The organism is Dermacoccus sp. PE3 (assembly GCF_001021715.1).
GTDB lineage: Bacteria > Actinomycetota > Actinomycetes > Actinomycetales > Dermatophilaceae > Dermacoccus > Dermacoccus abyssi.
Genome location: NZ_LDCM01000002.1, coordinates 230,839 through 245,480, shown reverse-complemented (window position 1 = coordinate 245,480; position 14,642 = coordinate 230,839). Strand labels below are relative to the sequence as shown.

Genomic DNA, 14,642 nt, shown 5'->3' with positions numbered 1-14,642 from the left:
TCAGCCGCCGTACACGATCTGCGTCGCGCCGAGGCGATCGAGCAGGTAGGCCGTTTCGAACGCGGCTTCCTTCCACGACTCGTACCGGCCGCTCACACCGCCGTGGCCGGCCACCATCTCCGTCTTGAGCAGGATCGGACGCTCGCTCTGGTCACTCGTCACGGTGCGACGCAGCTGCTGCACCCACTTGGCCGGTTCGACGAAGAACACGCGCGTGTCGTTGAGGCTCGTCGTGGCGAGCACGGCCGGGTAGCGCTCGGCACGCACGTTCTCGTACGGCGCGTAGGACTTCATGTACGCGTACACCTCGGCGTCGGCGAGCGGGTTGCCCCACTCCTCCCACTCCCCCTGCGTCAACGGCATCGACGGATCGAGCGTCGTCGTCAGGGCATCGACGAACGGCACCTGCGTGACGACCGCGCAGAACAGATCCGGCGCCTCGTTGATCACCGCGCCGATGAGCAGACCACCGGCGGAACCCCCCTCTGCAGCGAGGCGATCCGGCGAAGCCCAACCCGTGTCGACGAGGTGACGCCCACACGCGACGAAGTCATCGAACGTGTTCTTCTTGTGCTCCAACCGGCCGTCGAGGTACCAGGAACGGCCCATCTCACCACCGCCACGCACGTGGGCGATGGCGAAGACGACACCACGCTGCAGGAGGCTGAGACGTAGCACCGAGAAGTACGGATCGATCGACGACTCGTAGGAGCCGTAGCCGTAGAGGAGTACAGGGTTGGTGCCGTCGGCCGCGACGTCCTTGTGCGCCACGAGCGAGATCGGCACCTGCGCCCCGTCCGGGGCCGTGGCCCACAGACGGTGCTGCTGATAGTCGGACGGCTCGTGGCCACCGAGCACCTCACGGCGCTTGAGCAGCGTGACCTCGTCGGTCGTCGTGTCCCAGTCGTAGACCGAGCGCGGCTCGACGAACGACTCGGTGGCCACCATGAGCGTCGTCGCCTCGTAGGTGGGGTTGGCGCCGACGCCCACGGACATCAGCTCGCCGGAGAACGGCAGGTCACGTAGGACGCCGAAACCGTCGCCCTCCTTGGGCAGCAGCTTGACCGTGGCGAGGCCACCGGAACGCAGCCCGACGAGCACGAAGTCGCGGAACGCGGAGACGCCCATGAGGCGCTCGCCCTCTCCTCCTTCGAGGAGGAGCTGCCAGTGCTCGATTCCCGGCGTCGCGAGGGGCGCCCAGGAGACGTCGTAGTCGACGCGGTCGCGATTGTGCACGATGTAGAGGCGCTGACCGTCGATCTCGATGTCGTAGTCGAGCCCCGGAGTGCGCGGCTGAACGACGCGCAGACCTGCCTCGACGTCCTGCAGGTCGAGCAGGTGGAATTCCGCGGTGTCCTTCGAACCGAGCGACAGGACGAGCCACCGGTCGTCGTGCGTTCCCCCGATGCCGAGCCAGTACGAGGCGTCCTCCTCGGTGAACAGGAGCGTGTCCGCGCTCGGGTCCTCACCGACGACGTGGTGCCACACCTGGAAGGGCCGCCACGCCTCGTCGACGCGCGTGTAGTAGTACGACTCACCGTCGGCGGCCCAGACGAGGCCGTAGCCGACCCCGGTGACGCTCTCCTCGAGAACCTCACCCGTGGGGATCGTGCGCACGCTGATCTTGTAGCGCTCGTCGCCCTCGAAGTCCATGAGCGCCGCGAGACGGTTCTGGTCGGGGCTGAGAGCCAGGCCACCGACCGAGTAGAAGTCCTTGCCCTCCGCTTCGACGTTGCCGTCGAGGAGCACCTGCTCACCCGGAAGCGACGCCTCGGGCGTCGGCACAGGACGGCTGTCGCCTTCGCGGTACGGTGCTCGGCAACTGATGCCGTACTGCTGGCCCTCCACCGTGCGGGCGTAGTACCACCAGTCCTTGTCACGCACCGGGATCGACAGATCCGTCTCCTTGGTACGCCCCTTGATCTCGGCGAAGATCCGGTCGCGCAACTCCTGCTGTGGCGCAAGGACGGCGTCGGTGTAGCCGTTCTCCGCGTTGAGGTGCGCGATGACCTCGGGGTCGGACTTGTCGCGCAACCACTCGTAGTCGTCGACGAAGACGTCGCCGTGGTGGATGCGCTCGTGCGGCACCCGCTTCGCCTGGGGTGCGCTGGGGCCGTTCGTCGTCATGTTTCCTTCTCTTCGTCGTCGGCTCAGCCGAGGCAGGCGGGGCCCAGCAGCGCCTTGAGGTCGCCGAACAGGGCCGGAGTCGCGTTGACGCGCAGACTGTCGTCGAGCTTGACCGTGAGCGTGCGACCCGGCCGGGTGAGGCGCAGATGCACCTCTGTGATGCCGGGGTGCTCGCCGAGTACCTCCTTGAGCCGCTCGGCGAGGCCCTGCGTGGCGCGGGCATAGGGCAAGTGGAGGGTCACCGGGCCGCGTGGGCCGTCCGTGAGCTCCGGCAGCGTGAGTTCCATCGCGTTGAGCGCGACCGACTCGTCACGACGGTTGACGCGGCCCTTGACGGCGCACACGACGTCCTGACTGAGCATCGTGGAGACCGTGGCATAGGTCGAGGGGAAGAACAGGCACTCGATGGCTCCGTCCATGTCCTCGACCGTGGCGATGGCCCACAGGTCGCCCTTCTTCGTGCGCTTGACCTGCAGACCCGTGATGAGACCGGCAATCGTCACCATGGCCCCGTCGGGCAGCGAGTCCTCACCGAGGAGCTTTGCGACGGACGTGTCCGAGAACTGTGACAGCGCAGCCTCGATGCCGAACAACGGGTGGTCGGAGACGTACAGGCCGAGCATCTCGCGCTCGAACGCGAGCTTCGTCTGCTTGTCCCACTCGATCGGCGGAATCTGCGGTAGGGCCGCGAACTCGATGCCCGGCGCGTCGTCACCGAAGCCGGCGAACAGCGAATCCTGGCCGTGTTCCTCCTTGCGCTTCTCCTCGATGAGGGCGTCGACGTACGACTCGTGAATCTGCACGAGGCCCTGACGCGGGTGGCCGAGGTCGTCGAAGGCGCCGGCCTTGACGAGCGACTCGACGGTGCGCTTGTTGAGGACCGTCGCCGGGCACTTGCGCAAGAAGTCCTCGAAGGAGGTGAAGCGTCCCTTCTCCTCACGCGTCGCGACGATGGCGGAGACGACGTTCGAACCGACGTTACGGATCGCCTCGAGACCGAAGCGGATGTCCTCACCCACAGCGGCGAAGTTACCGATCGACTCGTTGACGTCGGGCGGCAGCACCTTGATGCCCATGTGTCGGCACTCGTTGAGGTACAGCGCCGACTTGTCCTTGTCGTCGCGCACGCTCGTCAGGAGCGCGGCCATGTACTCGGCCGGGTAGTTGGCCTTGAGGTAGCCGGTCCAGTACGACACGAGCCCGTAGGCGGCCGTGTGCGCCTTGTTGAACGCGTAGTCGGAGAACGGCAGGAGGATGCTCCACAGCGTCTGCACCGACTCCACGGAGAAGCCGTTGTCGAGCATGCCCTTCTCGAAGTTGACGTACTCGGCGTCGAGCACTTCCTTCTTCTTCTTACCCATGGCTCGACGCAGCAGGTCGGCGTTGCCGAGGGTGTAACCGGCCAGCTTCTGGGCGATCTCCATGACCTGCTCCTGATAGATGATCAGGCCGTAGGTCATGTTGAGGATCGGCTCGAGGGCGTCCGTCAGCTCGGGGTGGATGTAGTCGATCGGCTGGCGCCCGTTTTTGCGCAGCGCGAAGTTGGTGTGGGCATTGGCGCCCATCGGGCCCGGACGATAGAGCGCGAGAGCAGCGGAGATGTCTTCGAAGTTGTCCGGCTGCATGAGACGCAGCAGCTGGCGCATGCCGCCGCCGTCGAGCTGGAAGACACCGAGCGTGTCACCCCGCGCCAACAGGTCGTACGTGCGCGCGTCCGTCATGTCCTTGCTCAGCGCGTCGAGGTCGACCTCCTCGTCGCGGTTGGCCTGGATGTTCTTGAGGGCGTCGTCGAGGATCGTGAGGTTTCGCAGACCGAGGAAGTCCATCTTGACCAGGCCGAGCGTCTCGCAGCTCGGGTAGTCGAACTGCGTGATGACGGCCCCGTCCTGAAGGCGCCGCATGATCGGGATGACGTCCATGAGCGGCTCGCTCGACATGATGACGCCGGCCGCGTGCACGCCCCACTGACGCTTCAGCCCTTCGAGGCCGACACCGGCGTCGAAGATGTTCTTGAACATCGGGTCGGACTCGATGAGCGCGCGGAACTCGCCGCCCTCGGCGTAGCGCGCGTGCTCGGTGTCGTACATCTTCGCGAGCGGCACGCCCTTACCCATGACGTCGGCGGGCATCGCCTTCGTCATCTGCTCACCGACGGTGAACGGGAAGTCCATGACGCGCGAGGCGTCCTTGACGGCCTGCTTCGCCTTGATCGTGCCGTACGTGACGATGTACGAGACGCGGTCGTCTCCGTACTTGTCGACGACGTAACGGATCACCTCGGAGCGCCGGCGCTCGTCGAAGTCGACGTCGAAGTCGGGCATCGACTTTCGCTCGGGGTTGAGGAAGCGCTCGAAGATCAGACCGTGCGGGATCGGGTCGAGGTCGGTGATGCCCATGGCGTAGGCGCACATCGAACCTGCACCCGAACCACGCCCCGGCCCCACGCGGATGCCGTTGTCCTTGGCCCAGTTGATGAAGTCGGCGACGACGAGGAAGTAGCCCGGGTAGCCCTTGCCGACGATGACGTCCTGCTCGTAGCGAGCCTGCTTGATCGCGTAGTCCGGCACCCCTTCGGGGAAGCGCCGCTTGAGGCCGCTCTCGACCTCCTTGATGAACCACGACGTCTCGTCCTCCCCCTCGGGGCACGGGAAGCGCGGCATGTAGCGGCCTTCGCCCTCGGTGAAGGAGACTTCGCACTGCTCGGCGATGAGCAGCGTGTTGTCGCACGCGTCCGGGTGGTCGCGGAAGAGGTGACGCATCTCGTCGGCCGACTTGAGGTAGAACTCGTGCGAGCCGAACTTGAAGCGGTTGGGGTCGGTCAGACGCGAACCGGAGTTGATGCACAGCAGCGCATCGTGGTGAACCGCGTCCTCCTTGTTCGTGTAGTGCAGGTCGTTCGTCGCGAGCAGCGGTAGGCCCAGGTCCTTCGCCAGCTTGAGCAGGTCGCTGCGCACCCGACGTTCGATGTCGACGTCGAGGTCGTGCTCCATGAGCTCGCAGTAGAAGTTGCCCTCGCCGAAGATGTCACGGAACTCGGCGGCCGCCTCGACGGCCTTGTCGTACTGCCCGAGGCGCAGGCGGGTCTGGATCTCGCCCGAGGGGCAGCCCGTCGTGCCGATGAGACCCTTGCCGTACTGCTGCAGCAACTCACGGTCGAGGCGCGGGTACTTCGAGTAGACCTGATCGAGTGAGGCCTGCGAACCCATGCGGAACAGGTTGTGCATGCCGTCGTTGTTCTTCGCCAGCAACGTCATGTGCGTGTAGAGACCACGGTTCGAGACGTCGTCGGCCTCCTGGCCGCGCTCGCCCCAGGTCGTACGCGTGCGGTCGGTGCGGTGCGTACCCGGCGTGAGGTAGGCCTCGAGCCCGATGATGGGCTTCACGTCGTACTTGCGCGACTTCGACCAGAACTCGTAGGCACCGAAGAGGTACCCGTGGTCGGTGGTGGCGATCGCCGGCATGCCGAACTCCTGGGCACGGGCGAACATGTCATCGATACGGGCTGCACCGTCGAGCATCGAGTACTCGGTGTGGTTGTGCAGGTGGACGAAGCTGCGCGACTGACTGGACATCGGGGATGAGTCTACGACCGGCCACCGACAACCGCCTGTGCGCTGAGCGCCGCGTTCGCTCACGGCGGATCGACCACGAGCGCACGACCCTCGTGGCGACCCCCGCGAACACGGGCAAGTGTGTTGTTCAGCCCCTGATGAGGTCGAGCGCGCGCGCCAGATCCTCGGGGTACGGCGAGGTGAACGTCACGTGCTCACCGCTGCCTGGGTGCTCGAAACCGAGCTCGACGGCGTGCAGCCACTGGCGGTCCAGACGCAGGGTCTTGGCGAGCTTGGGGTCGCTGCCGTACAGCGGGTCGCCGACGCACGGGTGGTGCATCGCGGAGAAGTGCACGCGAATCTGGTGCGTGCGCCCCGTCTCGAGGTGAACCTCGAGCAGCGACGCCGAGCGGAAGGCCTCGAGAAGCTCGTAGTGGGTGACCGAAGCTCGGCCGGAGTTCATCACGGCAAACTTGTAGTCGTGGCCGGGGTGACGCCCGATCGGCGCGCTGATCGTGCCCTCGATCGGGTCCGGGAGCCCCTGAACGAGGGTGTGGTAGGTCTTGTCGACCGTGCGGTCGCGGAACGCCTGCTTGAGCAGCGTGTAGGCGCGCTCACTCTTGGCCACGACCATGAGGCCGCTCGTGCCCACGTCGAGGCGCTGGACGATGCCCTGACGCTCGGGCGCACCGGACGTCGAGATGCGGTAACCGGCGGCGGCGAGACCGCCCACGACGTCGGGGCCGTCCCAACCGACGCTCGGGTGGGCTGCGACGCCCGCAGGCTTGTCGACGACGACGATCTCAGAGTCGTCGTGGACGATGCGCATACCGGGGATCGCCTCGACGCGGGGCTTGGCCTCGCGAGGGCCGGTGCGCTCGGGCATCGTCACCTCGAGCCAGGAGCCGGCGCTCACACGCTCGGACTTGGCGACGACCTTGCCGTCGACGCTCACGGCGCCCTCGGCAGCCAGCTCCGCCGCCCGAGTCCGCGAGAACCCGAGCAGCCGGGCGATGGCCGCATCGACGCGTTCACCCTCGAGACCCTCGGGGACCGGAAGTGCCTTGACCTCGCTCATGCTGCGTCCTCGTTCCCGTCGTTCTCGGTTTCGCTCTCTCGATCACGGTCACGGATGCCGTCCAGGCCGACGCCGCGGAACGTCAGCACGACGACGAGGGCCGCAGCCGTGGAGATCGCGATGTCGGCCACGTTGAAGATCGGCCAGTTCGGCAGCTGGAGGAAGTCGACGACGTACCCCTTGCCGCCGCCCGGCGGACGGAAGAAGCGGTCGGTGAGGTTGCCCACCGCTCCCCCGACGATGAGACCGAACGCGAGAGCCCAGCCCGTGCTGCGCAGCTTGCGCGCCGTGACGAGCACCGCGATGACGACGGCTACCGCGATCGCGGTGATGAAGATCGTCGAGTTCGTGCCGAGGCTGAAGGCAGCCCCCGGGTTGTGCGTGAGCTGGAATCGCAGGAACGACCCGATCACTTCACGCGGGTGCCCGTCGGCCAGGGCGTCGAGCGCCCACGCCTTCGTCGCCTGGTCGATGCCGTAGGCCGTGGCTGCCGCCAGGCCGAGGACGGCGAGGTGCCTCGTCGACGCCCCGCGGGGCGTTCGAGGGTGGTCGGGTGTGGTCGCGGAACTCAGCGACGCTCCTGCTTCTGCTTGCATGACAGGCATAGGGTCGCACGCGGGAAGGCTTGAAGTCGAAGTTTGCCGATCGCGCCGCCGCACGATTCGCACACGCCGTAGGTGCCGTCGTCGATGCGGGCCAGGGCCTTCTCGTTCTGTTCGAGCACCTCGGCGGACTTGCGGGCCAGCGAGATTTCGTGCTCGCGCTCGAAGTTCGCGTTACCCACGTCGGCCTCGTCATCGCCGGCGCCGTCACCCGGGTTGCGCAGCAGCCCCTCGAGGTCGCTGGCCAGGCTCTCGAGTTCGGCTCGCACGCGCGCGACCTCAGCCTCGAGTTCCTCGCGCACCTCGGCCAGCTCAGCGTCGGTCCAGGGCTCTTCCTCGGCCTTCACGGCCAGATCCTGCGCCGAAGCCGCAGCGTCCTTGGTTGCCATCGTCTTCTCTTCCCCTTGGTGGTGGCTCGCCCGGCGCACGATGCTCCGAGCGAGCCTGATTAAGGTCAGAGGATAGGGCACAAGTTGAGGCTTCGTGCGTGATCCGCCGACGAATTCGCCTAACCGACAAGTAATCCACCCCGGCGTGGGGAACTGGCCGTCACGCCCGTCGCTACCCGGGTGCCGGACATGAGGAGGGGCCCCGACACCGGGTGGTGTCGGGGCCCCTCGTCACGAGATCACTGACGCTTGTCGGCGGGCGACTGCGTTCCCTTCTCGTCGAGCTTGCGAAGCTGCTCGCTGAGGTAACCCTTGAGGTTCGAACGGTAGTCCGTCTCGAAGCCCTTGAGGCGGTCGATCTCGCCGGTGAGCGACGTGCGGCGGGTCTCGAGGTCGGCCAGGATGCCCTTACGGCGCTCCTCGGCCTCCGACACGAGGCTCGTCGACTTCTCGGTACCGGTGCGCACCAGGTCATCGTGCTGCTTCTGGCCCTTGCTCACGAGGTCGTCGTGCTGCTTCTGGCCCTTGCTGACCAGGTCGTCATGCTGCTTCTGGCCGGTCGTCACGAGCTCGTCGTGGCGCTTCTTGGCCGAGCTGAGGAGCTCTTCGCTCTTCGAGTTGGCCTCCCCGACGACCTTCTCGTGGTGGGCCTTCGCCTCGCTCAGCAGGCGGTCGCGCTCGTTCTCGCCGTCCTTGACGTGCTGGTCGTGCAGACGCTGGGCGAGGGCGAGGACGCCCGCGGCGTCGCCAGCACCCGCCTTTGCGCCGTTGTCGCTCGGGGCCGCCAGGGCGGCCGAGTCGTTCTGCTGCTGGTTCTTCGTCGAGCGCAGTTCGTTCTCGAGTTCACTGACCCGCTTGCGCGCCGCCTCGAGCTCGGACTGAGCCGCGGCCGCCTCACGACGAGCGGTCTCCGCAGCTTCCTTCGCCGCGTCGCGCTCGCTCGTCAGATCGCCGACCTGCTTGTTCAGGGCGTCGGAACCGGACGTGTCGCTCTTGACGGGCTGCTGCGACGTGGACGACGTCTCACGGGCCTTGGCGAGTTCGGCCTTGAGGCGCTCGATCTCGGCCTTGTCCGCGTCTGACGAGCCCTGCCCCCCGGCAACCGGCGTGAGCGCCGGGACGGCTGCAGCACCGCGCGTAGCGGGCTGCCCGGCCATCGTGGCGTCGGACTCGGCCCCGCCCTGCCCGCGACGGCAGTCGTCGAGCTTGTCGCTCAGGGTGTCGTTCTCAGCGTTCAGTCGGCGCAACTCGACGACGATCTCGTCGAGAAAGTCGTCGACCTGAATCTCGTCGTAACCGCTGCGCCCGAAGCCCTTGGGTTTCGAGAACTCCTTCTTCACGACGTCTTCTGGCGTCAGCGCCATGTGTTCACCTCAGTAACGCTCGAGCCACGGGCACGCCCTGTGGCTACGGATCATGCCCGGCACGGAAGCCGGGCAATCGACAATACTCCTACGCTCACCCTATGAGATTCGCGGCCACTTGCACAGCCAGGGCCAGGATGATGAAGGCCAGATCGAGGGCGATGCCTCCCAAACGCAGGGGCGGAACCACCTTCCGGATGGCCTTCAGGGGCGGGTCCGTCAACGTGTAGACGAACTCCGCGACGACGAGAACCGGTCCCTTCGGGCGCCATTCGCGCGCGAAGAGCTGGATCCAGTCGAAGACCAGTCGTGCGATGAGCACGACGAAGTACAGATCGAGCAACGTGGCCACGGAGTGGCGAACAACGTCCATGTTTCCTCCGCATGGTCATCGGGTCGATTGGGTCAACGTACGAGCAGGGCCGCGCCTTCCCGGTTCGGGAAGACGCGGCCCCACCGACGTCGGACGCCGGGTGTCAGCTCTGGTTGAACAGGCCTCGCGTCGCCTTGGCGACCTCGGGGCCGGAGGTCGAGACCTCGACGTTCTCCGGGGACAGGAGGAAGACCTTGCTCGTGACGCGCTCGATCGAGCCGTGCAGGCCGAAGACGAGGCCGGCGGCGAAGTCGACGAGTCGCTTGGCGTCCGTGTCGTCCATGTCCGAGAGGTTCATGATGACCGGAACGTTGTCGCGGAAGGCCTCGCCGATCTCCTTCGCCTCGTTGTAGGTGCGAGGGTGGATCGTCGTGATGCGGCTCATGCTCGAGGCCTCCATGTCCGGGATGTCGTGGTGGGCCACCTCGGGCCGCAGCGGCGTGACCTCGGCGGGAGTGCGACGCTCGTACGCCTCGTACGTCTCCGGGTCACGCTCGTCGTAGGCGGCGTCGTACTCGTCGCCATAGGCGTCGACGTTCCGGGCTACATGAGGGTCGGTGTCGGACAGGCCGAGGTATTCCATCGTCTTGCGCAGTGCGCCACTCATAACTTCTTGCTCCTTGGTCCGCCCTGGCCCCTGCGGAAGGGCACCACGTGCTCGTCGGTGTCGCGTTCGAAGTTACCTGGCAGCAGGGCGTGAACCGAGTATTGCGCTACCGACACGCAGGTGTGTCGCGCCGATTTTCACCGCGGCCTCCAGATCGCCCGACATCCCCGCCGACAACACGCGCGCCGCGGGGTGGTCTGCGAGGAAGCTCTCGCGCACGGCGGCAAGCCGCTCGAAAGCGCGCTCAGGCTCCTCACCGCGCGGAGCAACGGCCATGAGGCCGCTCAACGTCACCCCTGACGCCTGAGCCACCTCGTCGGCCAGAGCAGCGAGCTCAGCGGGCGCCACGCCCCCACGTCCTTGCGAGTGCTCCTCGAGATCAACCTGGAGGAGAACCTCGAGCGGCGTGTCGCGCTCCCCACCCGCAGCGTCGAGCAGCGGGACGAGCTTGGGCCGGTCGAGGGACTGCACGACGTCGACGAGCGAGGCGACGCGCTTGGCCTTCTTGCTCTGCAACTGGCCGATGAAGTGCCGGGTCGGAGCCTTGAGAAGATCGGGGCGCTCTTCACGCAGCGAGTCGACCTTCTCGTGCAGTTCCTGCTCGCGGCTCTCCCCGACGTCGGTGACGCCCAACTCGGCGAGCGCGACGAGATCCGAGACCGGGAAGAACTTCGTCACCACGACAAGGGTCGGCTCTTCGTCGCGCCCCGCATCCCGGGTGGCCGACGTGATGCGCTCACGCACCTGCTCGAGCCGGGTGGCGAGTTCCGCCCGACGCTCGTCGTCAACCTCGATCACGCCGCCTCCGATCCGTCTCGGCGGACGATGACACCGGCGAAGCGGCCCGTCCGACCGTCACGGCGGTAGGAGAAGAGCCGCTCGTCCTCGACGGTGCACCCGGCGATCCACTCGAACGGCACGTCGAGCTCGGCGAGTTGTGACGCCACACCGGAGGCGACGTCGATGGCCGGGGTGCCCCAACGCGTGATCGCAGCGCTCGTGGGGTACTGCGTCCGAGCACCGTCGTACATCTCCTGCGGCACCTCGTAGCAGCGTCCGCACACGGACGGGCCGAGCGTGGCGCGCACCGATGTGGCCCCCAGGTCACGCATAGCAGCAACAGCCGCGGGCACGACGCCCGCGAGCATGCCGGGGCGCCCGGCATGAGCAACGCCGAGCACACCTGCCTCGGCATCTTCGAGGAGAACCGGGACGCAGTCCGCCACCATGACCGCGAGCGCGAGATCCGACGAGTTGGTGACCATGGCATCGACGGCGTGGACCTCCCCGAGCGAATCGGGTGTCACCTCGACGACATCGCGTCCGTGGACCTGGTTCATCCAGGCGATGGGATCGCCCCCGAGTTCCGCGGACAGGAGGTCACGGTTCGCGCGAACGTGCGCTTCATCGTCACCGACGTGAAGGCCGAGGTTCAACGCCGAGAACGGCGCCTCGCTGACTCCCGAGAGGGAGTCGGTGAAGCACCGTTCCAGGTTGCCTTGCGGCAGGTCACGCCGGTCGTGCCAGTAGAACATCGACCGGGGCCTTTCTCACTTGAGGAAGTCGGGGACGTCCAGGTCGTCACGGTCCTCGAAGGTGACCTCCTTGGGAGGACGCGCGACCTGCTGCTGACCCTGCGTCTGGGTGCCCGCTGCGGAGCTGCCCTGACGCTGCTCGGAGCCGGACTGACGCGAGTTGTCCTGACCGGCCTCCTGGCCGTGCTGCTGACGCGCCGGCGGAGCCGACACGCGCGTCGGGCCCGACGTCGTACCCGGCACCGTGGCCGGCTGGATCGTCTGGGGGGCCGCCGGCTGCTGCGTCTGCTGAGCCGGGGCCGCGGACGGCGCCTGCGTCATCGACGACTGCTGCTGACGCTGAGCGCCGCCACCGGCGTTGCCACCGGAGCGCTGCGACTCGTCCGAGCGCTTCTGCGGAGCGCCGCCGTCGAAGCCCGCCGCGATGACGGTGACGCGGACCTCGTCGCCGAGGGCGTCGTCGATGACGGCACCGAAGATGATGTTGGCCTCCGGGTGGGCGGCCTCCTGCACGAGGCGCGCGGCCTCGTTGATCTCGAACAGACCGAGGTCGGAGCCACCCTGGACCGACAGGAGCACACCGTGCGCACCGTCGATGCTCGCCTCGAGCAGCGGGCTGGAGATCGCGAGCTCCGCGGCCTGGACCGCACGGTCCTCGCCGCGAGCCGAACCGATGCCCATGAGGGCCGAACCGGCGCCTTGCATGACGGACTTGACGTCGGCGAAGTCGAGGTTGATCAGACCCGGCGTCGTGATGAGGTCGGTGATGCCCTGAACACCCGAGAGGAGAACCTGGTCGGCCGAACGGAACGCGTCGAGCATCGACACGGCGCGGTCGGATATCGACAGGAGGCGATCGTTCGGGATGACGATGAGGGTGTCGACCTCTTCGCGCAGCGCGTTGATGCCGAGCTCGGCCTGGTTGGCGCGGCGACGGCCCTCGAACGTGAACGGACGCGTGACGACACCGATGGTCAGCGCACCGAGGCCCTTGGCGATCTTCGCGACGACGGGGGCGCCACCGGTACCGGTACCGCCACCCTCACCCGCAGTGACGAAGACCATGTCGGCGCCCTTGAGGACCTCTTCGATCTCCTCGGCGTGGTCCTCGGCGGCCTTGCGGCCGACCTCCGGGTCGGCGCCGGCGCCCAGACCGCGCGTGAGCTCGCGGCCCACGTCGAGCTTCACGTCTGCATCGCTCATGAGCAGCGCCTGGGCGTCGGTGTTGATCGCGATGAACTCGACTCCCTTGAGCCCGACTTCGATCATCCGGTTGATGGCGTTGACGCCACCGCCGCCGATACCGACGACCTTGATGACGGCCAGGTAGTTCTGGGGAGTTGCCACGGGGAGGGGCCTTTCGAACGCGGGTGCGGGTATGCGAACTCGATGCTACGCGAACCGTCGACCACTTGGCGAACACTTCAACATCCCGTTGAACGTTACCTGCGGATTCCGGGTTCGCCCGCGCACGACAATGCGATCCGCCGCCGTGGCCCACTCCCCCGGACATTCGTGATGAAAACACCCTCTTTCCCCGTCACGACGGGGAAAGAGGGTCTCATCATCAAGTTGAGGGTTAGCGCCGCTCCAGGCTCTCGAGGATGCGTGGGCCCAAGTGCGTGATGTCCCCGGCGCCGACGGTCACGACGAGGTCACCCGAGCGAACTTCCTCCAGAAGCACGGCGAGCGCATCGTCGGCCGTCGGCGTGAACGTCGCGACACCCGACGTCATCGCATCGGTGATGAGGCGACCCGAGACACCCTCGACCGGCTGCTCACGAGCCCCGTACACGTCGAGGACGAGAGCACGGTCGGCACCGTCGAGCGCCTCCGCGAGACCGAGAGCGGCGTTCTGCGTCCGCGAGTACAGGTGCGGTTGGAACACGACGAAGAGCCGGCCCGACTCCTTGAGGGCGTCAGCGGTGCGCACGAGCGCTTCGAGCTTGCCGGGATTGTGGGCATAGTCGTCGACGACCCGCACGCCCGCGGCCTCGCCGCGGGGCTCGAAGCGGCGCGACGTTCCGCGGAAGGCACTGAGCGAGTGCGCCGCGCGCTCGGCATCGATGCCCAGCCCCTCGACGAGGGCCGTGAGGACGCCGGTGGCGTTGAGGACGTTGTGTGCGCCGGGCACCTCGAGAGCAAGATCGACCTCCCGCCCGCCGGGAAGTGCCACACGAGCACCCCAGGCAAATCCGGCACCGTGTTCACTCACGATGCGCACATCCGCGTCGTCGCTGCGCCCGTACGTGAGCACGCGCGCTCCCGCCTCGCGACGCTCGTCCGCCAGCGCGCGGCTGCCGTCGTCGTCGGCGCAGGCCACGAGAAGACCGTCGGTCGCGATGGTTGCCGCGAAGATCTCGTACGCCTTCGCGAGGTTCGCGGACGTGCCGTAGAAGTCGAGGTGATCGTCCTTGATGTTCGTCACGATCGCGACGTCCGGGTGATAGACGACGAAGGAACCATCGCTCTCGTCGGCCTCGACGACGAACACGTCGCCCTCCCCCGGTGCCGCGTTGACGCCGAGGCCGGCCACGTTGGCGCCGATTGCGAACGACGGCTTCTCCCCCAGCGCGGTGAGCGCTGCGGTGGCCATGCCACTCGTCGTCGTCTTGCCGTTCGCGCCGGCGACGGCGAGACCGCGGCGGCCCTGCATGAGCATGGCCAGACCCTGCGAACGGTGGAGGACACGCAGGCCGCGGCGGCGCACCTCGACGAGTTCGGGGTTCAATTCGTTGATCGCGCTCGAGACGACGACCACGGCGCCGTCCGGCACCTCGGCGACGTTCGCTGCCGCGTACCCGACAGCGATACGAGCACCCTGGGCACGCAGGTCGTCGAGCACCGGGAGCTCCACGTTGTCGGATCCGCTGAGCTGCACACCATCAGCCAGGAAGAGCCTCGCAACGCCGGACATACCTGAGCCGCCCACGGCGATCATGTGCACGTGCGGGACGTCGGCGAGGTTGGGCAGGGACTCGGAGAAGTCGAACCTCTCGTTCACACCGTTGCCCAT

At 67.2% G+C, this 14,642-nt stretch carries 12 protein-coding genes; all 12 read right to left on the bottom strand.

The annotated features are described in order from the left end of the window. Entirely contained in the window at nucleotides 1-2,127 is a 2,127-nt protein-coding gene (locus AA983_RS06560; RefSeq protein WP_047311449.1) for a S9 family peptidase, read from the bottom strand. Between the two features lie 23 nt (nucleotides 2,128-2,150). Beyond that, nucleotides 2,151-5,699, bottom strand: coding sequence for a DNA polymerase III subunit alpha (gene dnaE / locus AA983_RS06555; RefSeq protein ID WP_047311448.1), 3,549 nt, complete (start codon nucleotides 5,697-5,699; stop codon nucleotides 2,151-2,153). Between the two features lie 127 nt (nucleotides 5,700-5,826). Then, nucleotides 5,827-6,756, bottom strand: a complete 930-nt coding sequence (locus AA983_RS06550) for an RluA family pseudouridine synthase (protein WP_047311447.1) — start codon at nucleotides 6,754-6,756, stop codon at nucleotides 5,827-5,829. Next, nucleotides 6,753-7,352 (bottom strand): signal peptidase II, encoded by a 600-nt coding sequence (gene lspA, locus AA983_RS06545; RefSeq protein WP_197078978.1) that lies wholly within the window; start codon nucleotides 7,350-7,352, stop codon nucleotides 6,753-6,755. The genes AA983_RS06550 and lspA overlap by 4 nt, the downstream gene beginning before the upstream one ends. Then, nucleotides 7,325-7,747, bottom strand: coding sequence for a TraR/DksA family transcriptional regulator (locus AA983_RS06540; RefSeq protein ID WP_047311446.1), 423 nt, complete (start codon nucleotides 7,745-7,747; stop codon nucleotides 7,325-7,327). Before AA983_RS06540 ends, lspA begins: the two co-directional genes overlap by 28 nt. 239 nt (nucleotides 7,748-7,986) lie before the next feature. Next, on the bottom strand, nucleotides 7,987-9,111 hold the full coding sequence (locus AA983_RS06535) for a DivIVA domain-containing protein (protein ID WP_047311445.1): 1,125 nt from the start codon (nucleotides 9,109-9,111) through the stop codon (nucleotides 7,987-7,989). Between the two features lie 94 nt (nucleotides 9,112-9,205). Further along, nucleotides 9,206-9,484 (bottom strand): YggT family protein, encoded by a 279-nt coding sequence (locus tag AA983_RS06530; protein WP_047311444.1) that lies wholly within the window; start codon nucleotides 9,482-9,484, stop codon nucleotides 9,206-9,208. 103 nt (nucleotides 9,485-9,587) lie between these two features. Further along, nucleotides 9,588-10,091 carry a cell division protein SepF gene (locus tag AA983_RS06525; RefSeq protein ID WP_047311443.1) on the bottom strand — a complete coding sequence of 168 codons (504 nt, stop codon included), beginning with the start codon at nucleotides 10,089-10,091 and terminating at the stop codon, nucleotides 9,588-9,590. 72 nt (nucleotides 10,092-10,163) lie between these two features. Further along, on the bottom strand, nucleotides 10,164-10,889 hold the full coding sequence (locus AA983_RS06520; protein WP_197078977.1) for a YggS family pyridoxal phosphate-dependent enzyme: 726 nt from the start codon (nucleotides 10,887-10,889) through the stop codon (nucleotides 10,164-10,166). After that, entirely contained in the window at nucleotides 10,886-11,626 is a 741-nt protein-coding gene (gene pgeF, locus AA983_RS06515; protein WP_047311441.1) for a peptidoglycan editing factor PgeF, read from the bottom strand. The genes AA983_RS06520 and pgeF overlap by 4 nt, the downstream gene beginning before the upstream one ends. Before the next feature lie 15 nt (nucleotides 11,627-11,641). Next, nucleotides 11,642-12,973, bottom strand: a complete 1,332-nt coding sequence (gene ftsZ, locus AA983_RS06510; RefSeq protein ID WP_047311440.1) for a cell division protein FtsZ — start codon at nucleotides 12,971-12,973, stop codon at nucleotides 11,642-11,644. A 232-nt stretch (nucleotides 12,974-13,205) separates the two neighbouring features. Further along, the gene (gene murC / locus AA983_RS06505) at nucleotides 13,206-14,642 is read right to left on the bottom strand and encodes a UDP-N-acetylmuramate--L-alanine ligase (RefSeq protein ID WP_047311439.1); all 1,437 of its coding nucleotides are present in this window, start codon (nucleotides 14,640-14,642) and stop codon (nucleotides 13,206-13,208) included.